This window comes from Novosphingobium oxfordense, assembly GCF_044029435.1.
Classification (GTDB): domain Bacteria; phylum Pseudomonadota; class Alphaproteobacteria; order Sphingomonadales; family Sphingomonadaceae; genus Novosphingobium.
Genome location: NZ_CP147005.1, coordinates 1058191 through 1076785, shown reverse-complemented (window position 1 = coordinate 1076785; position 18595 = coordinate 1058191). Strand labels below are relative to the sequence as shown.

Sequence of the window (18595 nt, the reverse complement as noted above, 5' to 3'; positions counted from 1 at the left end):
CTTACTCGGCCGCTTCGGCGCCCTCTTCTTCCATTTCGCTCGAAAAATCAGCCAGCTGCGCGCCCTGCTCGGCACCATGTTCCGAATAACGCGGCATCGCCTCGACAGCCGCGACTTCGTCCGAAATCTCGCGCTTGCCGATCTTGATGTGCTTTTCAGTCAGCCGGCGTGCCCGGCTCATCACGTTGCCTTCATAGGTCCGCGCAAAGTCGTTGAAGCTGTTCACCGCACGGCCAAGGTGCACGCCAACCTTGCCGAGATCGTCCTGCGTCTTGGCCAGGCTGTCGTAGAGGTCGCTGCCAAGCTTGCCGATCTCGCGCGCTTCCTTGGCGAGCCCCTCCTGCTGCCAGACCTGCGCAATGGTGCGGCAAATGGCGACAAGGTTGGTCGGGCTCGCCAGCAACACGCGGCGTTCGAAGGCATAGTCCCACAGGCTTGAATCGTGATCGAGCGCGGCGGCAATGAAATGCTCACCCGGAACGAACATCAGCACGTAGTCCGGCGCGTTCTCGAACTGGCTCTGATAGCTCTTGTTGCCCAGCGTCTGGATGTGATTGCGCATCGACGCGGCATGCTGGTCAAGGAACGCCAAGCGGCGCGTTTCATCATCCGCTTCAAAGGCATCCTGATAGGCGTTGAGCGAGACTTTGGCGTCGATGACAAGCTGCTTGTTGCCCGGAATGCGCACGATCGCGTCCGGACGAAGGCGCCCTTCATCCGTCTCGATCGAATGCTCGGTCACGAAATCGGTATGCTCGGTCAGACCGCATTGTTCGAGCACGTTCTTGAGCTGCTGCTCGCCCCAGCGACCACGTGCCTTCGGGGCATTGCGTAGCGAGTTGCCGAGGCGGACAGCCTCGGCCCGCACCTGCTCCTGCCCCACGCGCAGCGCCTCGATCTGCCCGGTAAGCTGGCCGAACGCATCGACCCGCTTGGCCTCCAACGCAGTGACCTGTTCCTCGTAGCTCTTCAGCCGCGCACCGACGGGTGCCAGCAAAGTGGCAATCCGCTCGGCATTGGCCTTCTCGCTCTCTTCGAAACGCGCACCGGCACGACTGAGGAACGCTTCCTGCGCACCCGCCAGCACTTTGGCCCCAGCGTTTTCGAATTCCTTGCGCAGCGCTTCCTGCGCTTCGATCAGCAAGCGCTTCTGCTCGTCGAAATTCGCAGACTTCTCACGCAATGTCGCCAGCTCCGAAGCAAGGTCGCGCTGCTCCCGGCGCAGCGCATCGACCAGCGAGGCATGTTCGGTGCGTGTATTTTCGAGAATCAGGGTGAGATCGCCACGCGTGCGTTCGAGCGCAGTGCCATGTTCGCCACGCAGTCGCTCTACGGCTTCGCCGTGGCTGCGCCGGACGAGTTCCATGGCTTCGGCATGGTCAACGCGGCTGCGATCAAGGGCGTGGGAGAGATCGTCCGCCCGGCTTGCGCGTTCGCTGGCCGATGCGAGGTCGCGAATCGCGGCGCGGAACTTCTCATCAAGTTCACGCGCCTCCCGATCGCGGGATTCGTGCCGATTTCGCCATTCCGCGACAGGTCTGGAACCGAAGAACCAGCCGGCCCCAAGGCCGACAACGAGCGCGAGAATGGCGAAGACAGCAATTTCCATTCCGGCAGCATATCCGGAACATTCAGGGAACGCCAGCCCTCAGACCGGCTTTTCCCCAATGTGCGAAATCAGGCCGCCTTGCGCAGCTTGTCCAGCTTCTTGAGCGCCATCTGGCGCTTCAGGCGCGAGAGGTGATCGATGAAGAGAATGCCTTCGAGATGGTCCATCTCATGCTGCAGGCAGGTGGCCATCAGGCCGTCCATGTCCTCTTCGTGAACCGTACCGTCAAGGTCCTGCCAGCGAGCGCGGATGCGCGAAGGACGTTCGACGTCGGCGAAGATCTCCGGCACCGAAAGGCAGCCTTCCTGATAGACGGTGTGCTCTTCCGACGGATCGAGGATCTCCGGATTGATGAAGATCCGGGGTTCCTTCTTGGTCGGCTGGTGGGTGTGGTGGTGGCCGCCATGGGCGCTGCACACTTCCGGCTCCGCATCTTCATCATCGGGCTGAAGATCGATCACGAGAACGCGCAGCGGCACACCCACCTGAATGGCGGCAAGGCCGATGCCCGGCGCGTCATACATCGTCTCGAACATGTCTTCGACAAGCGTCTTGAGCTCGTCGTCGAACTTTTCGACGGGGACCGAAACCTGCTTGAGACGCGGATCGGGAACTTCGAGGATTTCACGGATAGCCATGCGTCGCAAATAAGCGCGATGGCCGATTCTCGCAAGATGGACGCTTCGATGACAGTGATCGGCGAAGCGGGACCTAGGCGACGGGCCGCCTGGCGCGGATCGCCTGAGCCAGCGTGCCCTCGTCCAGATAGTCCAGTTCACCGCCCACCGGTAGCCCGTGCGCAAGCTGAGTGATGCGCACCGGAAGTCCTTCAAGACGCTCGGCAATGTAGTGCGCCGTGGTCTGACCTTCGAGCGTGGCATTCATGGCCAGGACGACTTCGTCGATACCGCCTTGCTCCACGCGCTGAAGCAGGCTGTCGATCGTCAAATCTTCCGGACGCACGCCGTCGAGCGCGGAAAGGCGGCCACCGAGGACATGGTAGCGGCCGTTGAAAAGCCGCGCGCGGTCCAGCGCCCAGAGGTCCGCCACTTCCTCTACCACGCAGAGCGAGCGCGCATCTCGGCGCGGATCGGCGCAGATGCCGCAGGGGTTGGTGGTGTCGATATTGCCGCAGGTCTGGCACTCGACGAGCGCTTCGCGCACCCCTGCAAGCGCGTCGACCAATTGCACCAGCGACGTCTCCCGCCGCTTGATCAGCCACAACACCGCGCGACGGGCGGAACGGGGGCCGAGGCCGGGAAGGCGCGACAGCGCGGCGGTAAGCGTCTCGATCTCTTGCGATGCCATGGCGCCGGAGATAGGGCCTCCAAAGCCTTAGAGGAAGCCTTCTGGAGAATTCCCCACACCATGCGCATCGTCTTCATGGGAACGCCCGAATTTGCGGTGCCCGCACTCGTCGCGCTGGTCGAGGCCGGGCATGAGGTCGTGGCCGCCTACAGCCAGCCGCCACGCCCCGGCGGCCGTCGCGGCAAGGAACTGACGCCCTCGCCCGTCCACAAGGAAGCCGAAGCGCGCGGCATCGAAGTGCGGCATCCGGTTTCGCTCAAAAGCGTGGAAGAGCAGGAAAAGTTCGCCGCGCTTGAGGCGGATATCGCCGTGGTTGCCGCATACGGCCTGCTTCTGCCGCAGGCGGTACTGGATGCGCCGCGGCTGGGCTGCCTCAACATTCACGGCTCCATCCTGCCGCGTTGGCGCGGGGCGGCGCCGATCCAGCGGGCGATTCTGGCGGGTGATCCGACGACCGGCATTACCATCATGCAGATGGAAGCCGGCCTAGACACCGGGCCGATGCTGGCGACGTTGCGCACCACCATCGACCGCAAGACGGCGGGCGAGCTGACCAGCGAACTCGCCGAGAAGGGTGCGCAACTGATGGTCGGCACGCTGCGAGATCTGGCGGTACACCGAGCCGTTGCCCAGCCGGAGGATGGCGTCACTTACGCGAAGAAGATCGACAAGGCCGAGGCGCGACTCGATTTCACGCAGCCCGCCGAGCAGGTGGAGCGGCAGGTTCGCGCTTTCATGCCGGCGCCGGGCGCATTCTTCGAACTCGACGGTGAGCGGTACAAGGTGCTGGCAGCCGATCTTGCCGGCACTTCGGGAGAGCCGGGTACTACACTCGACGATGCCCTCACCGTGGCCTGCGGCGAAGGCGCGATCCGGGTCACACGCATCCAGCGCGCGGGCAAGCCGGCGATGGAAACGGCCGACCTGCTGCGCGGGCGTCCGATTCCTGCGGGCACGCGTCTCGGCTGAGTCTCAGGTCCGCACCGGCAGGTGGCGCACGGGCGGCGGCTCGTTCGCCCAGCGCTCCTGCGCGTCGCGGACTTTCTCGGCGGCCTTCGCCCAGCCTTCGGGCGACTTGTCGCGCACGCGGATGTCGAAGGCATCCGTAGCGCGAAATTCCAGGACTTCGGCGCCTTCCGGCCCGGCCAGATAGGCGTAGGGCACTTCGCTGCCAACGAAGAAACCGTCACCCGCCGCCAGCGTCTCGGTGCCGAGTTCGACGCTGCCGGCGACGATGTAATAGAGGCAATCGCAATCGTGGCTGTGCAGCGGCAACGCGAAGCCGCTTTTGAGCTGGAGCCGGGCAAGGCTCATCCCCGGCCGGCGATAGGGTACGTCCACCAGTTCACCACTTTCCGGGCCGGCGCCAGCAAAGAGCGGCAGCGCGGCGATCATGTTGGGCGCTTCACCGGCAAGGGTCATGCAGCCGCATTCGTTCAGCGTGGGCGCATCGGTGCCCCGGAATATCTCGAAACGCGGTCTTTCCTCAGCCATCCAACGCTCTCCTGTCATGCCTTCCGTCAAGGATGCGCCGCTTCCCCACGCACGCCAAGCCGTTTGCAGAGCCCGCGCAGTCCTGTATCGGCGGCGCGATGACCCGCTTTGCCCTTACTCTCGAATTCGATGGCCGCCCGTTCATGGGGCTTCAGCGCCAGTCGCACGGCCCCTCGGTGCAGCAGAGCGTCGAGGATGCGGCTTTCGCTCTGACCGGCCAGGCCACGATCATGCATGCCGCCGGGCGCACCGATGCAGGCGTCCATGCGCTGGGCATGAAAGCGCATATCGACATCGAAAAGCCGTTCACGCCCTTCCAATTCATGGAAGGCATGAACGCGCGGCTGCGCCCCCATCCGATCGCGGTGGTTGCCTGCGAGATCGTGCCGGACGACTGGCATGCGCGTTTTGCCTGCATCGGGCGCGCCTATGTCTACCGGATCGTCAACCGCCGGGCGCCGCTGACGCTGGAGCGTGGCAAGGCGTGGCAGGTGGCCAAGCCGCTGGACGAGGTTGCCATGCACCGCGCCGCGCAGTCGCTGATCGGCCTGCACGATTTCACGACGTTCCGTTCCGCCCACTGCCAGTCCGGCAGCCCGATCAAGACGCTGGACCGGCTGGATGTGCGGCGGGAGGGCGAGACGGTGCTGATCGAGGCCGAGGCGCGCAGCTTCCTGCACCATCAGGTCCGGTCGATGGTGGGCTGCCTGGCGCTGGTGGGCATGGGCCGCTGGAAGGAACACCAGATGGCCGAAGCGCTGGAAGCGCGGGACCGGCAGGTGCTGGGACTGAATGCTCCGCCGGACGGGCTCTATTTCGTGAACGCGGTCTACCCCGCCAACTGACGCGCGCCGCGCAAGGTGGCACGCCGGTTGACACAGTTGACACGGTCCTGGTGAAAAACCGGCCTTTCGCGCCGAAAGTGTCACCTTGGCAGCGAAAAGTGTCACCTTGCCGGGGAGACCTGTCACTTTCAGATGGCGAACCGTCACCTTGTGCGTGGCGCAGGTCACTGCGTTTCGCCCTCACAAGGCGTCAGCAAGATGGCATCCAGGGCTGCAGGTCGATGAGACATGCCAGCATGCTTACGCGCACCGCTGCAGGTAGGAAAACCGGGCTGCGCGGCGCCCGCAATGCCGTCCGGCGGGCTAGAGCAGTTTCCGGTCCGATTGCATCGGACCAACTGCTCTAAGTTTCTGGTTTTCCGCGTTTTCCGAGTCATCAGGTGATTCCACCTGATTAGAAAACGCTCTAGCAGCCGGTACCCGGATACAAAAAAGGGAGGCCGCAGCCTCCCCTTTTCCTAAATCGTCCGGCGCGGGTCAGGCCTTGCCGACAACGCTTTCCGGCAGTTCCGTGCCGAATACGCGCTGGTAGTATTCCGCCACCATCACGCGTTCCGTCTCGTCGCACTTGTTCAGGAACGAGAGGCGGAAGGCGAAGCCCACATCGTTGAAGATCGCGGTGTTCTGCGCCCAGGTGATGACCGTACGCGGGCTCATCACGGTCGAGATATCGCCGTTCATGAAGCCCTGGCGCGAGAAGTCGGCCACCTTGACCATGTTGGCGATCGTCGCGGCATCCACCTGCGGCACCTTCTTCGTGACGATGTCCGTCTCGACCGGCTGCGGCAGATAGTTGAGGCCGACGACCAGATTCCAGCGGTCCATCTGGCCCTGGTTGATCTGCTGGGTACCGTGGTAGAGGCCCGAAGTGTCGCCAAGGCCCACCGTGTTCGCGGTGGCGAAAAGGCGGAAATGCTTGTCCGGGCGGATCACGCGGTTCTGGTCGAGCAAGGTCAGCTTGCCTTCCGTCTCCAGGATGCGCTGGATCACGAACATCACGTCCGGACGGCCCGCGTCGTATTCGTCGAAGACGAGCGCGACCGGGTGCTGGAGCGCCCAGGGCAGCAGGCCTTCGCGGAATTCGGTAACCTGAAGACCGTCGCGCAGCACGATCGCGTCACGCCCGATCAGGTCGATACGGCTGATGTGCGCGTCCAGGTTGATGCGGATGCACGGCCACTTCAGGCGCGCGGCCACCTGCTCGATATGCGTCGACTTGCCGGTGCCGTGATAGCCCTGCACCATCACGCGGCGGTTGTAGGCAAAGCCCGCCAGGATCGCGAGGGTGGTGTCCGGATCGAAGACGTAGGTTTCGTCCAGATCGGGCACGCGTTCATCGGCGACGGAGAAGGCAGGCACCTTCATGTCGATATCGATGCCGAAAGTCTCGCGAACGTCGACTTCGATGTCGGGAGCGGCAAGGACGGTGGTTTCGCGGTTGTCGGGCTTCATGGTCTCTGACTCAGTCATCGTGCGTACCGGGTAGACAAGCGGGCGCTGCACCGCAACAGGCTTTGACCATGGAATGACATCGGGCGGGCCAGTATTTCGCGTCAGACCCGGAACTTGGGCGGCAGTGCGAAAAGATCGATGAAGCGCGCCGCCGTGGCGGGATTGCCGTCGATCGCCAGCTTTCCGCCCGCTTCCTCTACCGAGCGCTTGCCGTAGAAGACCGGGAGAAAATCGGATGCAGTGGCGGCCGAAAAGCGCAAGTCCGGCTCGATCGCGCCCTCCCCCGCCGAACGAACCTCCAGCTCACCCTGACGCAGTTGCGCCGCGAATTTCTGGTCGCCGATGTCAAAAGCCGCCAATAGCGAAAGATCGCCCGCGCGCGGCCGGTCGATCAGGGCGCGCAGCGACAGCATCAGCGAAACCGGCGTGAACGCCAGCGCGGGATCGTGACCGGGAGAGCGCAGCCCCCAGCGTACCAGTTCCAGCAGCACCGGCTCCAGCCCGTGGCCCCACTCGGTAAGGCCATACACCTGCACCGATGCCGGCGGCGCCAGTTTCGTGCGGCGGACGATTCCGGATGCCTCCAGCGAGCCCAACCGCTCGGTCAAGACTTTGGCGCTCAGCGTCGGCAGCGCGGCGCGCAGTTCGTTAAAGCGGCGCGGTCCCAGCAGCATCTCGCGCACGATCAGCAGCGACCAGCGTTCGCCGATCAGCTCCAGCGCCAGCGAACCGCCGCAGGCATCCTCATACCAGCGGCCATGCCGCCCCCCATTACGCACGCCTGACTCATCGGCCTTGCACGCGTCCTTTCCTCGCTTCGTCGTCACTCTAGTTTCATTTTGTAACTTCATAGTTGCTTTTTGTAACCCATCAGCGCAGCGTTAGGCAATAACGATTCGCCGCAAGAGAACCGGCGGCAATCACTTCGCAGGTCCGCTCGATTGCCGACCTGTGTTATGGCCATCAGTGGGAGAAAGCAGATGCCTGTGTGCGACAACGCAGCAACGGTAGTCAGCGGATTCAACAACGTGCCCCCTCCGGTGCGCGGCGTGGTGCGTGATTTGCGCATCCGCTGGGCGCTTGAGGAGATCGGCCGCGATTACCGGATGGAGCTGTTCGATGCGATGACGCCGCGCAGCGACGAATATCGCGAATGGCAGCCCTTCGCGCAGGTTCCCGCCTTCGACGATGGCGAGATTCGGATGTTCGAAAGCGGCGCCATCCTGCTCTACCTTGGCGAACAGGATCCGCGCCTGCTGCCCATCGCTTCCGCCACGCGCTGGCAGGCGATCACTTGGCTGTTCGCCGGGATGAACAGCGTTGAACCGCATGTGCTGCAGATCAACGCGATCGACATATTCTACGTGAACGAGGCCTGGGCCGCGCAGGCCCGGCCGGGCGCGGTGAAGCTGGCGGAAAAGAAGCTAGCCGTGGTCGAAAAGGCGCTGGCGGACCGCGATTGGCTGGCCGGCCCCTTCACCATCGCCGACATCCTGATGGTCACGGTGCTGCGCTGCCTGGACCATACGGACATGCTGGCCGCCTTCCCCGCGCTTGCCGCCTACAAGGCCCGCGCCGAAGCCCGCCCGGCGTTCCGCCGCGCCCTGACAGAGCAACTGGAAGCCTATTCCGCCCCCGCAGGAGAGTGAACCATGGCCTACGTCGACGGTTTCGTGATCCCCGTGCCGCTTGCCAACAAGGACAAGTTCATCGCGCACGCCCGTGAATTCGACGCCTATTTCATCGAATACGGCGCCACCCGTGTCTGGGAATGCTGGGGCGATGATGTGCCCCACGGCAAGCAGACCGACTTCCACCGCGCCGTGGAGGCGAAGGAGGATGAGGCCGTCTGCTTCAGCTGGATCGAATGGCCGGACAAGGAAACGCGCGACCGGCAGATGGGCCTGCTGATGGAGCTGATGAAGAACGATCCGCGCTTCGATCCGAAGAACAACCCGCCTCCATTCGACGGTGCACGCATGATCTTCGGCGGGTTCCAGCCCGTCGTCGTGGTGGGAGAATGACCATGGGCAATCCTGTCGGCAGCTTCATCTGGTACGAACTGCTCACCACGGACATCGACGGCGCCGCCGCCTTCTACAAGGCCGTGGTGGGTTGGACGATCACGCCCCATTCCGATCCCGATGCCGGCGGCATGGACTATCGCATGGTCCAGCGCAGCGATGGCGGCATGGCCGGCGGCGCGATGCAGATCACGCAGGACATGCAGATGGGCGGTGCCCGCCCGTGCTGGCTGCCCTACCTCAATGTCGATGACGTCGATGCCGAAGTGCACGCCATCGTTGCGGAAGGTGGGCGCGAGCAATTGCCCGCCTTCGACATGCCGGTGGGCCGCATCGCCATGGTCGCGGACCCGCAGGGCGTGCCGATCTACCTGATGAAGCCGGTGCCGCCCGCCGACAATCCCGATGCCACCAGCGACGTCTTCTCGGTTACGGAAGCCCAGCACGTACGCTGGAACGAACTCGCCAGCCCAGACCAGGCCGCCTCCATGGCGTTCTACGGCAAGCACTTCGGGTTCACGTTCGACGACAAGATGTCGATGGGCGACATGGGCGATTACTGCTTCATCGGCCACCACGGGCAGACCCTGGGCGCCATCATGCAGCGCCAGAGCGACCAGCAGCCGGCGATCTGGCTGTTCTACTTCGGCGTCCCCTCCATCGCGGCGGCGAAATCGGCGATCGAGAACAGCGGCGGCACGGTCCTGATGGGCCCGCACGAGGTTCCCGGCGGCGACTGGATCGTGGTCGCCACGGACCCGCAAGGCGCGGGTTTCGGCCTTGTCGGTCCGAAAGGCGACTGAACCATAACGCCCGCCGATCAAGGCTTGACGGCGAGCGTTTGTTCCATAATTGTTCCACCCGCATGCACTTGAAGGAGCACGGGAATGGCCGACTATACCTTCTACACCAACCCCATGTCGCGCGGCCAGATCGCCCGCTGGGCCTTGCATGAGGCCGGCGCCGATTACGACCAGGTAATCATCGACTGGAAGGACAAGCCCGAAGGCTTTGCCGCGATCAACCCGATGTGCAAGGTGCCCACGCTGGTCCACCATGCCGAAGGCGGCGACCGCGTGGTAACGGAAGCGGCCGCGATCTGCCTCTACCTTGCCGAAATGCACCCCGAAGCCGGCCTGCTGCCCAGCGACACGGAGATGGCGGACTATTACCGCTGGACCTTCTTCGCCGCCGGCCCGGTGGAACAGGCCATCACCTCGCGCCACTTCAAGAGCGAGCCTACGCCCGAGCAGGAAATGATGGCCGGCTGGGGCAACTTCGACCGCACCATGAACGCACTGGAAAAGCATTTCGATGCCAACCAGTGGGTCTGCGGAGACCGCTTCACCATGGCCGACGTCTACGTGGGCAGCGCGGTGGACTGGGGGCTGACGTTTGGCACGATGCCGCCGCGCACGGCCTTCGTCGCCTATGCCGAACGGCTTCAGGCGCGCGATGCCTACAAGGCGGCCAAGGCGGTGGACAACACCCTGATCGGGGAGATGAAGAAATGACCGCCGCCTCTTCCGCGAAGAACAAGGTCTGCCTCTGGTACGAAGGCACGGCCGAGGAAGCGGCGAACTTCTACGCCAGCGTCTTTCCGGATACGCGGGTAACGCAAGTCGTCCGCTCGCCCGCCGACTATCCGGACGGCAAGGCCGGGGACGTGATCACGGTCGAATTCTCGGTGATGGGGATCGAGTGCATCGGCCTGAACGGCGGCCCGATTTTCAAGCATAGCGAGGCGTTCTCGTTCCAGGTCGAAACACAGACGCAGGAAGAGACCGACCGCTACTGGAACGCCATCGTCGGCAATGGCGGCGCGGAAAGCATGTGCGGCTGGTGCAAGGACAAGTGGGGCCTTTCCTGGCAGATCACGCCCAAGGTCCTGTCCGACGCGCTCACCCTGCCTGACCGCGCGGCCGCCAAGCGCGCGATGGAGGCGATGATGACGATGCGCAAGATCGATATCGCCACGATCGAGGCCGCGCTGGCGGGAGCATCTGCGTGAATCCGGGGCCCAGTCTGGAACTTTTCGGTCATCCCTTCTCGTCCTACACGTGGAAGGTCCTGATCGCGCTCTACGCCTATGAAGTGCCGTTTGCCTTCCGCGTGCTCGACGCCGAGCATCCGGAGAACGCGGAAGTCGTCCAGACTGCGGGGCCGCAGGGCAAGTTCCCGGTGCTGCGCGACGGGGAAAACCTGCTGTTCGAGGCGAGTTCGATCCTCGAATATATCGACCGCCATCACATCACGCCCGGCACCCTAATCCCCGAGGATCCCGATGCCGCGAATGCCATTCGCATGCTCGACCGCGTCTTCGACAATTACGTGATGAACGTGATGCAGGTCGTGGTGGATGAGTACATCCGCTCCGCCGAAGCACCGGACCTGGCCCGCTGTGCAGAGGCGCGAACGAAGCTGGAGCGCACGTACGCCTGGCTGGAAGGCTGGCTGCGGTTCTATCCTCGGATGGACCACATCACCTTGATCGAATGCGCCGCCGCGCCGTCGCTGTTCTATGCCGACTGGGTCCATCCCATCCCCGAAGAACTGCCGCGCCTGAGGCAGTGGCGCACGCACCTGCTGTCCCTGCCGGCAATGGCCCGCTGCGTGAACGATGCCCGGCCGTTCCGCGCCTATTTCCCGCTTGGCGCGCCTGACCGGGACTGAGAACGACGAAAACGGAGAGAATGCCCGTGAGCGAGTCCGAAAACGAACTGACGATCACCCGCTATATCGACGCTCCCGTAAGCGAAGTCTGGGACGTGCTGGCCAATCGCCAGGAAGAGTGGTGGTGCCCCCGGCCCTGGCGCGTCGAGGTGGACGAGCAGGATAAGCGCCCCGGCGGCGTCTGCCGGATGACGATGTACGGGCCCGACGGCGAAGTGGCCCCGCAGAACGGCATCTACCTCGCCTTCGACGAAGGCCGCCGTTTCGTGACGACCGATGCGGTTACCGGCGATTTCCAGCCCGCCGGGCCCTTCATGATCGGCATCTGGGAAGTCGCGCCCGAAGGCAGTGGCACCCGCTACACCGCCCGTGCACGGCACTGGAATGCCGAAACCATGAAGCAGCATGCGGAGATGGGCTTCGAACAGGGCTGGTCCGCCTGCGCCGATCAACTCGCCGAAATCTGCGAAGGCAAAGCTGCTTGAGCCGTGGAGCCGAGGGCGGCTGCGCCTGCGGCCAAGTCCGTTACCGCCTGCTGGACGATCCGATCGTCGTTCACTGCTGCCATTGCCGCTGGTGCCAGCGCGAAAGCGGAGCATCCTTCGCGCTTAACGCCGTGATCGAGGCAGACCGGGTGGAATTGATCGGCGAGACCGCGCCCGAACGGATCGACACGCCCTCGCTCAGTGGAAAGGGGCAGGCAGTCCTGCGCTGCCCCAGTTGCAAGGTTGCACTCTGGAGCCATTACGGCGGTGCCGGCGACAAGGCGGACTATATCCGTGTCGGCACGCTGGACGATCCGGACGCCTGCCCGCCCGACGTCCACATCTTCACCGAAAGCAAGCAGCCTTGGGTCGTCCTGCCCGAAAGCGCGGAACAGTTTCCGATCTTCTATTCGGGCAAGGACGTCGTGCGCATCTACGGAGAGAACGGCGCCGCGCGATGGGGCATCCTTCGCGGGCGCTGAACGAAACTTCCGATCGAGCGGGTGCGCTCAGGCGAAGGCATGGGCCTTTTTGAGCACCTGATAGGCCTCCACCACGGCCTGAAGCCGCGTGGTATGACCGTGATCGCCGCCGTTGTGGTCGGGATGGTACTGCCGCAACAGGCGGGTGTAACGCAGGCGAAGCGTCTTGCGATCGATATCGCCATCCAGCCCCAACACGCCCAACGCGCGGCGCTCGTCAGGAGTAAACCGTGCATTTTCGGGCTTCCTGTCGGCGTGACGCTGGCGGACATGCGCCCTTGCCCGCCCGCTGATCGCTTCCAGCGGGTCGGCGAAATCGGCCCAGCGCGGTGCATCGTCCACCCCCGCATCGGGCCTGAACGCACGCGTCTGCGTCTCCCAGCCATGAAGCGGCGATTGGGCGCGGAAGATCTCATCCGCATTCATGCCTTCGAAATAGTCGTAGCCCGAATTGAACTCACGCACATGGTCCAGGCAGAACCAGCGATAGTCGCCCGGCCCGTCGAAACTGGATGTGCGCGCGCCCGGCGCGCGGAATTCGCCTGCCTCTTCGCAACCCGGCCAACTGCATGCGTGCCCGCCGGATTCGATCCTGCCATGAAATCTAGAATGTCTCACCGGCTTCCAGATGGGGGATTGAGCGCCTAAATGGAAGCCATGACCGGACCTCTCGAACAGGAAATGCGGCAGTTGCTCGCAGCCGCCTTCGCCCCGACCCAGCTCGACGTGATCAACGATTCCGCCACCCATCGCGGCCATTCGGGCGACGACGGCAGCGGCGAATTGCACTTCACAATCGAGATCGAATCGCCGCAATTCGCCGGCGTTTCGCGGCTTCAGCGCCAGCGTCTGGTGAATGCCGCCCTCGGCGACATTCCGGGCAACCGCGTCCATGCGGTGGCGATCAAGGCCCGCGCTCCGGGGGAGTGAGCGCCGCTCGTTAGGCCCCCACACTTTTCAAATATCCCGTCGCCCCTGCGAAAGCGGGGGCCCCGCTTCCTTTTCTCCACGCCGCGAACACAAGCGGGATCCCCGCCTTCGCGGGGATGACGAGACTTAGCCCAAATCATACTGAATTCGGTGCTGAGCTAGCTAGCCCAGCCACTCGATCCACGCGCCATGCGCGTGCGATCGGGCGAGCAGGTGCCATTCCTCGCCGCCCGGCCAATAGCGCACCTTCACGCCATGGCCCAACAGCGTGCGATCCGCCTCCACCGCAATCCACGCCAGCGGCTTATCCGGACTCGCCTTCGCTCCCGCCGTTTCCATCGCGCGAACGATCCGCTCGCGTTGGTCCTCAGGCACATACTGCATGACGATCGAGTGCATCAGCACTCGCGTCACGCCAGACTCCTGCGGCAAGGCAAGCTGCTGCTCCACGAAATCGGCCGCGTTCATCTTCACCAGATCGGGCGCACTCTCCTCCGCCGCCGCAATCGCCGCATCCAGCCGGGCAAAGCGCTCAGTATGCTCGGGCCAGATATAGGCCCGCAAGCGCCCAGCCTGTGCAGGATCGGCCAGGTCCACCGGCGCCACGTCGCAGCCTTTCAGCGACGCAAACGAAAGCGCAGCCGCAGGGGGCGGAGCGCCGCGCCATTTGGGCGCGAAAGTCATGACGGCGTGCTCAGGCCCGACCTTCACTCCGCCCAGATCGTAACGATAGCGATCCGACATCAGGTTGATGCCCGCGCTCGCACCGATCTCCAGACATTCGAAGCGGCCCGGCAGGCCCTGCCCCGCCAGCCACAACATGGCCGCGATAAAATTGGACGAGCGACCGGCCTCGTTGGTCTGCGGCGGCCCGTCCAGCCACGGCATCAGGTCCTCGGACCGGCGTTGCGCCACGTCACCGACGATCGCGGTATCGTCCGCAGACTCGCCTGCGTAAATCGGCGCCAACGAAGGTTCCGCGCCTGACTGGTAGAGTGCATGAATCCCGCCGGCGGCGCGCAAGGGCACGGCGTCGGCCAACGGCGTGCCCGGCCATTCCCGGATTCGCGTCAGGAATGGACCGGCATCGGCCTCGCCCAGCACGGCAGCCAGCGCGGCGACGATGCGCGCGGTAATTGGCGCGCCGTTCTTGCGGCAATAATCGACCTGATTGGCGAAAGCCTCGGCCACGTTGCCACCAAAACCACCGGCGAAACCATCGGTGAATCGTTTCTCGTCCTGTGCCATGTTGCCCTTTCGTCACTTGCCGCCTAAATGCGCGCACCATGCCGACAACCTTGACCTTTGCCGTGCCTAAGGGCCGAATCCTCGACGAAGCGCTGCCGCTGATGGAGCGTGCAGGCGTCGTGCCCGAGGCGGAGTTCCACGACAAGAAGTCCCGCGCGCTGTCATTCGCGTGCGAAAACAGCGACATGCGCCTGATCCGCGTGCGCGCGTTCGACGTGGCGACTTTCGTGGCGCATGGCGCAGCGCAAGTGGGCATCGTCGGCTCGGACGTGGTGGAAGAATTCGCCTATCCGGACCTCTATGCGCCGGTGGATCTCAAGATCGGTCATTGCCGCCTTTCCGTGGCGGAGCGTGAAGGCGAAGTGGGCGGTGCCCTGCCCTCGCACTTGCGCGTCGCCAGCAAGTATCCGAACCTCACCCGCCGCCATTACGAAAAGCTGGGCGTTCAGGCCGAAGTCGTCAAGCTGAACGGCGCGATGGAACTGGCGCCCTCGCTGGGCCTGTCCAGCCGCATCGTCGACCTCGTTTCGACCGGGCGCACGCTGAAGGAAAACGGCCTGGTGGAAACCAGCCGCATTCTCGACATCTCCGCACGCCTGATCGTCAACCGCGCGGCGCTGAAGACCGACGAGCGCGTCGGCGCGCTGGTGGAGCGTTTCCGCGCGCTGGTCGCCGAAGCGAAGGCCGCCGCCTGATGCAGCGTCTTTCCAGCAAGGACGCCGGGTTCGCCGAAGCCTTCCAGCGTGTCGTCGCCGACCGCCGCGAAAGCGCGGTCGATGTCGCGCGTGACGTGGCCGATATCCTTGCCGCCGTGCGCGAGCGCGGCGATGCGGCGCTGGCCGACTACACCGCGCGCTTCGACGGGCATGACCTCGACCAGAGCGGCTGGCGGATCGATGCCGAGACCTGCCGCGCGGCTTTCGAGGCTCTCACGCCCGAACTGCGCGAGGCCCTCGAACTCGCGGCGGAGCGCATTCGCGCCTATCACGCCGCCCAGCTTCCCGAAAACCGCGACTACACCGATGCCGCCGGCGTGCGCCTTGGCGCGGTATGGCGTGCGGTGGATGCCGCTGGGCTTTATGTTCCGGGCGGACGCGCGGCCTATCCTTCCTCGATGCTGATGAACGCGATCCCCGCTAAGGTCGCGGGTGTCGAGCGTCTCGTCGTCGTCACCCCCACGCCGAAGGGCGAAGTCAATTCGCTGGTTCTTGCCGCCGCGCATCTTGCCGGTGTCGATGAAGTCTGGCGCGTGGGCGGTGCCCATGCCGTTGGCGCGCTGGCCTATGGCACCGAGCGGATCGCCCCGGTCGACGTGATCACCGGCCCCGGCAATGCCTGGGTGGCCGAAGCCAAGCGCCAGCTCTACGGCGTCGTCGGGATCGACATGGTTGCCGGGCCCAGCGAAATCCTCGTGATCGCGGACGCGCAGAACGATCCGCGCCGCATTGCCGCCGACCTGCTGAGCCAGGCCGAGCACGATCCGACCTCGCAGTCGATCCTCATCACCGACGATGCGGCCTATGCCGATGCCGTGGCCGAAGCGGTGGAACTGGAACTTGCCGCCCTCGCCACCGAGGCGACGGCGCGCCAGTCGTGGAACGACTACGGCGTGATCGTCGTGGTCGAGAGCTTCGACGAGGCGCCTGCGCTGGCCGATGCCCTCGCCGCCGAGCACGTAGAGATCGCCACTGACGATCCCGAAAGCCTGTTCCGGAAGATCCGCCACGCCGGATCGGTGTTCCTGGGCCGCATGACTCCCGAAGCGGTGGGCGATTACGTCGCCGGACCCAACCACGTACTGCCCACCGGGCGGCGCGCGCGGTTCGCATCGGGCCTGTCGGTCCTCGATTTCATGAAGCGCACCAGCTTCATCCAGCTCGACCAGGCGGCGCTTGAGGCCATTGGCCCCGCCGCCGTTGCCCTTGCCGATGCCGAAGGGCTTCCCGCGCACGCGCGCTCCATTTCCGTGAGACTTTCCCAATGAGCAATTCCCAATGAGCACGCCGAAGCCCAATTCGAAGCAGGCCCGCTCCGCCGCGCGCCTTGCTGCCGTTCAGGCCCTCTATCAGTTCGAGATGGAAGGCACGCAGCAGGCCATCCTGCTCGACGAATTCCACCGCCACCGGCTTGGCGCGGAAATCGACGAGGACCAGTACGCCAACGCCGAAGTCGCGTTCTTCGACGACGTGGTGAAGGGCGTGATCGCCCGCCGTGACGAGATCGACGAACTGCTGTCCGGCAAGCTGGCCGAAGGCTGGACGCTGGCCCGTCTCGACAAGACCATGCTGCAGATCCTGCGCGCCGGCGCCTACGAACTGCTCGCCCGCGCGGACGTACCCACGGGCGCGGCGATCGGCGAGTACCTCGACGTTGCGCACGCCTTCTTCGACGCGCGCGAGGCGAAGTTCGTCAACGGCGTGCTCGATGCCGTTGCCAAGGCCGTACGCTGAGCTTTTTTGCGCAGCATGACGGTGCACTCCTGATCTCGACAATGGGCCCTGCGGGGCCCATTGTTATATCATGACCCGCGAATTCGCCTTCATCGAAGCCCTGCGCGCCATTGCCGTCAGCCCGGCCGCGCGCGGCCTTGCCGACGATGCGGCCGTGCTGGAGATCGGCGGCGAAAAGCTGGTCCTGACCATGGACACGCTGGTCGAAGGCATTCACTTCCTGGCCGACGATCCGCCCGAAAGCATCGCCTGGAAGCTGGTGGCGGTAAACGCCTCCGACCTTGCCGCAAAGGGTGCCGAGCCGCTCGGCTGCCTCAAGTCCCACGCCTTGGGCGAAGACGAGTGGGACCGCGCGTTCCTGAGCGGAATGGAGCAGGCCTGCCGCCATTTCCACCTGCCGCTGCTGGGCGGGGACACCGTGCGCATGCCGCGCGGATCGGCGCGCAGCTTCTCGCTCACCGCCATCGGCCGCGGGCTTGAGGATGTGCCCGTGCCCACCCGCAGCGGTGCACAAGCGGGCGACGTGGTCTGGTGCAGCGGCACGCTGGGCGATTCCGGGATGGGCCTCGCCCTGCTGTCGGACCGGGTGAAGGACGTCAGCCCCGATCACGCCTGGCTGATCGACCGCTATCGCCGCCCAATGCCGGAGCCGGCGCTCGGCGTCGCGCTTGCCCCGCTGACCACCGCGATGATGGACGTATCGGACGGGTTGCTGATCGACGCGCGCCGCATGGCGGATGCAAGCGGCGTCGCGATCCATTTCGACGCCGCCGAAGTGCCGCTGTCCCCGGCTTACCGCGCCGTCGCCGGAGAAGATGTGGACCAGCGTATCGCCGCGATGACGGCAGGCGACGACTACGTCCTGCTCTTCACCGCGCCGCCGGTAAACAGCGCCTACCTGCGCGCCGCCGCCAAGGGCCTCGATACCCAGATCCACGCCATCGGCACGGTGAGGGAAGGCAAAGGCATCGTTCTGGAATGGAAAGGCGCGCCGATTTCACTGCCGGACCGCCTTGGCTATCAGCATTAGGCGTCCCCGCGGGTTTGCGCGGCAACGATTCCGTTGACGGTTATTCGCGATTTTCACACGGAAGCTGCCGGTCCGGACACGCCGACATTGTGATCATATGATACTTCATGCATGCTGCCGGTTATGAAGCCGCCGCCTTCCAAATCTGAGCGCATGGAGATCCGCAAGCTTTGGGAAACCGTGCCGTACCTGGCTTTTATGTGCCTCAATATCAGCGCGGACCCGATTATCTGATCGCACACGCATGCTTCAATTGCAGGAAGTCATGGAAGTTGCCTGAAGAAAGCACAGCGAATTGTCCTCAGTGCGGGAACTCAATGAACTGGATGGGACGGGCGTTCAAGGCGCCGAAAATGACCGATACTGAGCAATGGAGGAAGGTGGAACGGCTCTGGAGCGCTGGTTTCCGCTTTCATCCTAACACCGGTTGGCGTGACGTTGCGCCCTATCCCGACCGCCTTCGCGATGTTGAGGCCTTTATCCGCCAGAACCTAAAGCATCCTTTTCGCGTATCTGCCTAGGGTCCGCTTTCCCCGACATTTCGGTCATGAACGTCGAGACCTGA

The 18595-nt window shown here is 64.5% G+C and carries 24 protein-coding genes; 16 read left to right on the top strand and 8 right to left on the bottom strand.

Annotated features, from left to right (window positions below; genetic code table 11):
* Position 1: 1 nt before the first annotated feature.
* The 3 genes from rmuC to recR all read right to left on the bottom strand — a co-directional run bounded on the left by rmuC (position 2) and on the right by recR (position 2917).
* Positions 2–1609, bottom strand: a complete 1608-nt coding sequence (rmuC, locus tag WBP07_RS04895) for a DNA recombination protein RmuC (protein WP_395394604.1) — start codon at positions 1607–1609, stop codon at positions 2–4.
* Positions 1610–1677: 68 nt separating this feature from the next.
* Positions 1678–2247, bottom strand: coding sequence for a peptide deformylase (def, locus tag WBP07_RS04890; protein WP_395394603.1), 570 nt, complete (start codon positions 2245–2247; stop codon positions 1678–1680).
* 73 nt (positions 2248–2320) lie between these two features.
* Positions 2321–2917: a recombination mediator RecR gene (recR, locus tag WBP07_RS04885; protein ID WP_395394601.1), complete on the bottom strand. Its 597-nt coding sequence runs from the start codon at positions 2915–2917 to the stop codon at positions 2321–2323.
* Positions 2918–2977: 60 nt separating this feature from the next.
* On the opposite strand from recR, the gene fmt reads away from it, so the two are divergent.
* Positions 2978–3886 carry a methionyl-tRNA formyltransferase gene (gene fmt, locus WBP07_RS04880; protein WP_395394599.1) on the top strand — a complete coding sequence of 303 codons (909 nt, stop codon included), beginning with the start codon at positions 2978–2980 and terminating at the stop codon, positions 3884–3886.
* Between the two features lie 3 nt (positions 3887–3889).
* Here the strand turns inward: fmt and WBP07_RS04875 are convergent, their stop codons facing one another.
* Positions 3890–4411, bottom strand: a complete 522-nt coding sequence (locus tag WBP07_RS04875; RefSeq protein ID WP_395394597.1) for a cupin domain-containing protein — start codon at positions 4409–4411, stop codon at positions 3890–3892.
* 98 nt (positions 4412–4509) lie between these two features.
* Here WBP07_RS04875 and truA point away from each other — a divergent pair, with 98 nt between their 5' ends.
* A complete protein-coding gene (gene truA / locus WBP07_RS04870) occupies positions 4510–5256 on the top strand; it encodes a tRNA pseudouridine(38-40) synthase TruA (RefSeq protein ID WP_395395723.1) in 747 nt (248 codons plus the stop codon).
* Positions 5257–5733: 477 nt separating this feature from the next.
* Here truA and cobS read toward each other — a convergent pair whose 3' ends face one another.
* Both cobS and WBP07_RS04860 read right to left on the bottom strand, forming a co-directional pair.
* Positions 5734–6726 carry a cobaltochelatase subunit CobS gene (gene cobS / locus WBP07_RS04865; protein ID WP_395394595.1) on the bottom strand — a complete coding sequence of 331 codons (993 nt, stop codon included), beginning with the start codon at positions 6724–6726 and terminating at the stop codon, positions 5734–5736.
* An 83-nt stretch (positions 6727–6809) separates the two neighbouring features.
* Positions 6810–7487, bottom strand: coding sequence for a winged helix-turn-helix transcriptional regulator (locus WBP07_RS04860; protein WP_395394593.1), 678 nt, complete (start codon positions 7485–7487; stop codon positions 6810–6812).
* Between the two features lie 201 nt (positions 7488–7688).
* Between WBP07_RS04860 and WBP07_RS04855 the strand changes: the two genes are divergently transcribed.
* The 8 genes from WBP07_RS04855 (at position 7689) to WBP07_RS04820 (ending at position 12372) form a co-directional block, all read left to right on the top strand.
* Positions 7689–8357, top strand: coding sequence for a glutathione S-transferase family protein (locus WBP07_RS04855; protein WP_395394592.1), 669 nt, complete (start codon positions 7689–7691; stop codon positions 8355–8357).
* Between the two features lie 3 nt (positions 8358–8360).
* Complete coding sequence (locus WBP07_RS04850; RefSeq protein WP_395394591.1) at positions 8361–8732, top strand: DUF1428 domain-containing protein; 372 nt, start codon at positions 8361–8363, stop codon at positions 8730–8732.
* A 2-nt stretch (positions 8733–8734) separates the two neighbouring features.
* A complete protein-coding gene (locus WBP07_RS04845; protein ID WP_395394590.1) occupies positions 8735–9535 on the top strand; it encodes a VOC family protein in 801 nt (266 codons plus the stop codon).
* Between the two features lie 84 nt (positions 9536–9619).
* Complete coding sequence (locus WBP07_RS04840; protein WP_395394588.1) at positions 9620–10246, top strand: glutathione S-transferase family protein; 627 nt, start codon at positions 9620–9622, stop codon at positions 10244–10246.
* Positions 10243–10743 carry a VOC family protein gene (locus WBP07_RS04835; protein WP_395394587.1) on the top strand — a complete coding sequence of 167 codons (501 nt, stop codon included), beginning with the start codon at positions 10243–10245 and terminating at the stop codon, positions 10741–10743. Before WBP07_RS04840 ends, WBP07_RS04835 begins: the two co-directional genes overlap by 4 nt.
* On the top strand, positions 10740–11405 hold the full coding sequence (locus WBP07_RS04830; RefSeq protein WP_395394586.1) for a glutathione S-transferase family protein: 666 nt from the start codon (positions 10740–10742) through the stop codon (positions 11403–11405). The genes WBP07_RS04835 and WBP07_RS04830 overlap by 4 nt, the downstream gene beginning before the upstream one ends.
* Positions 11406–11431: 26 nt before the next feature.
* Complete coding sequence (locus WBP07_RS04825; protein ID WP_395394585.1) at positions 11432–11890, top strand: SRPBCC family protein; 459 nt, start codon at positions 11432–11434, stop codon at positions 11888–11890.
* Positions 11887–12372, top strand: coding sequence for a GFA family protein (locus tag WBP07_RS04820; RefSeq protein WP_395394584.1), 486 nt, complete (start codon positions 11887–11889; stop codon positions 12370–12372). The genes WBP07_RS04825 and WBP07_RS04820 overlap by 4 nt, the downstream gene beginning before the upstream one ends.
* A gap of 27 nt (positions 12373–12399) precedes the next feature.
* Here the strand turns inward: WBP07_RS04820 and WBP07_RS04815 are convergent, their stop codons facing one another.
* Positions 12400–12990, bottom strand: a complete 591-nt coding sequence (locus WBP07_RS04815; protein ID WP_395394583.1) for a DnaJ domain-containing protein — start codon at positions 12988–12990, stop codon at positions 12400–12402.
* A gap of 39 nt (positions 12991–13029) precedes the next feature.
* Here WBP07_RS04815 and WBP07_RS04810 point away from each other — a divergent pair, with 39 nt between their 5' ends.
* Positions 13030–13302, top strand: a complete 273-nt coding sequence (locus WBP07_RS04810; protein WP_395394582.1) for a BolA family protein — start codon at positions 13030–13032, stop codon at positions 13300–13302.
* A 162-nt stretch (positions 13303–13464) separates the two neighbouring features.
* On the opposite strand, the gene WBP07_RS04805 is transcribed toward WBP07_RS04810, so the two are convergent.
* Positions 13465–14550 carry a DUF2332 domain-containing protein gene (locus WBP07_RS04805; RefSeq protein WP_395394580.1) on the bottom strand — a complete coding sequence of 362 codons (1086 nt, stop codon included), beginning with the start codon at positions 14548–14550 and terminating at the stop codon, positions 13465–13467.
* A gap of 38 nt (positions 14551–14588) precedes the next feature.
* Here WBP07_RS04805 and hisG point away from each other — a divergent pair, with 38 nt between their 5' ends.
* From hisG to WBP07_RS04780, 5 genes are all read left to right on the top strand, one after another.
* A complete protein-coding gene (gene hisG, locus WBP07_RS04800; protein ID WP_395394578.1) occupies positions 14589–15245 on the top strand; it encodes an ATP phosphoribosyltransferase in 657 nt (218 codons plus the stop codon).
* The gene (gene hisD, locus WBP07_RS04795) at positions 15245–16534 is read left to right on the top strand and encodes a histidinol dehydrogenase (RefSeq protein WP_395394577.1); all 1290 of its coding nucleotides are present in this window, start codon (positions 15245–15247) and stop codon (positions 16532–16534) included. The genes hisG and hisD overlap by 1 nt, the downstream gene beginning before the upstream one ends.
* Before the next feature lie 10 nt (positions 16535–16544).
* A complete protein-coding gene (nusB, locus tag WBP07_RS04790; RefSeq protein WP_395394576.1) occupies positions 16545–17000 on the top strand; it encodes a transcription antitermination factor NusB in 456 nt (151 codons plus the stop codon).
* A gap of 70 nt (positions 17001–17070) precedes the next feature.
* Complete coding sequence (gene thiL / locus WBP07_RS04785; RefSeq protein WP_395394575.1) at positions 17071–18030, top strand: thiamine-phosphate kinase; 960 nt, start codon at positions 17071–17073, stop codon at positions 18028–18030.
* A 353-nt stretch (positions 18031–18383) separates the two neighbouring features.
* Entirely contained in the window at positions 18384–18551 is a 168-nt protein-coding gene (locus WBP07_RS04780) for a hypothetical protein (protein ID WP_395394574.1), read from the top strand.
* Positions 18552–18595: the final 44 nt, after the last annotated feature.

Coding starts and splice junctions, on each gene's coding strand:
- rmuC (WP_395394604.1), bottom strand. CDS start 1,609: ATGGAAATTGCTGTCTTCGCCATTCTCGCGCTCGTTGTCGGCCTTGGG.
- def (WP_395394603.1), bottom strand. CDS start 2,247: ATGGCTATCCGTGAAATCCTCGAAGTTCCCGATCCGCGTCTCAAGCAG.
- recR (WP_395394601.1), bottom strand. CDS start 2,917: ATGGCATCGCAAGAGATCGAGACGCTTACCGCCGCGCTGTCGCGCCTT.
- fmt (WP_395394599.1), top strand. CDS start 2,978: ATGCGCATCGTCTTCATGGGAACGCCCGAATTTGCGGTGCCCGCACTC.
- WBP07_RS04875 (WP_395394597.1), bottom strand. CDS start 4,411: ATGGCTGAGGAAAGACCGCGTTTCGAGATATTCCGGGGCACCGATGCG.
- truA (WP_395395723.1), top strand. CDS start 4,510: ATGACCCGCTTTGCCCTTACTCTCGAATTCGATGGCCGCCCGTTCATG.
- cobS (WP_395394595.1), bottom strand. CDS start 6,726: ATGACTGAGTCAGAGACCATGAAGCCCGACAACCGCGAAACCACCGTC.
- WBP07_RS04855 (WP_395394592.1), top strand. CDS start 7,689: ATGCCTGTGTGCGACAACGCAGCAACGGTAGTCAGCGGATTCAACAAC.
- WBP07_RS04850 (WP_395394591.1), top strand. CDS start 8,361: ATGGCCTACGTCGACGGTTTCGTGATCCCCGTGCCGCTTGCCAACAAG.
- WBP07_RS04845 (WP_395394590.1), top strand. CDS start 8,735: ATGGGCAATCCTGTCGGCAGCTTCATCTGGTACGAACTGCTCACCACG.
- WBP07_RS04840 (WP_395394588.1), top strand. CDS start 9,620: ATGGCCGACTATACCTTCTACACCAACCCCATGTCGCGCGGCCAGATC.
- WBP07_RS04835 (WP_395394587.1), top strand. CDS start 10,243: ATGACCGCCGCCTCTTCCGCGAAGAACAAGGTCTGCCTCTGGTACGAA.
- WBP07_RS04810 (WP_395394582.1), top strand. CDS start 13,030: ATGACCGGACCTCTCGAACAGGAAATGCGGCAGTTGCTCGCAGCCGCC.
- WBP07_RS04805 (WP_395394580.1), bottom strand. CDS start 14,550: ATGGCACAGGACGAGAAACGATTCACCGATGGTTTCGCCGGTGGTTTT.
- hisG (WP_395394578.1), top strand. CDS start 14,589: ATGCCGACAACCTTGACCTTTGCCGTGCCTAAGGGCCGAATCCTCGAC.
- hisD (WP_395394577.1), top strand. CDS start 15,245: ATGCAGCGTCTTTCCAGCAAGGACGCCGGGTTCGCCGAAGCCTTCCAG.
- nusB (WP_395394576.1), top strand. CDS start 16,545: ATGAGCACGCCGAAGCCCAATTCGAAGCAGGCCCGCTCCGCCGCGCGC.
- thiL (WP_395394575.1), top strand. CDS start 17,071: ATGACCCGCGAATTCGCCTTCATCGAAGCCCTGCGCGCCATTGCCGTC.
- WBP07_RS04780 (WP_395394574.1), top strand. CDS start 18,384: ATGACCGATACTGAGCAATGGAGGAAGGTGGAACGGCTCTGGAGCGCT.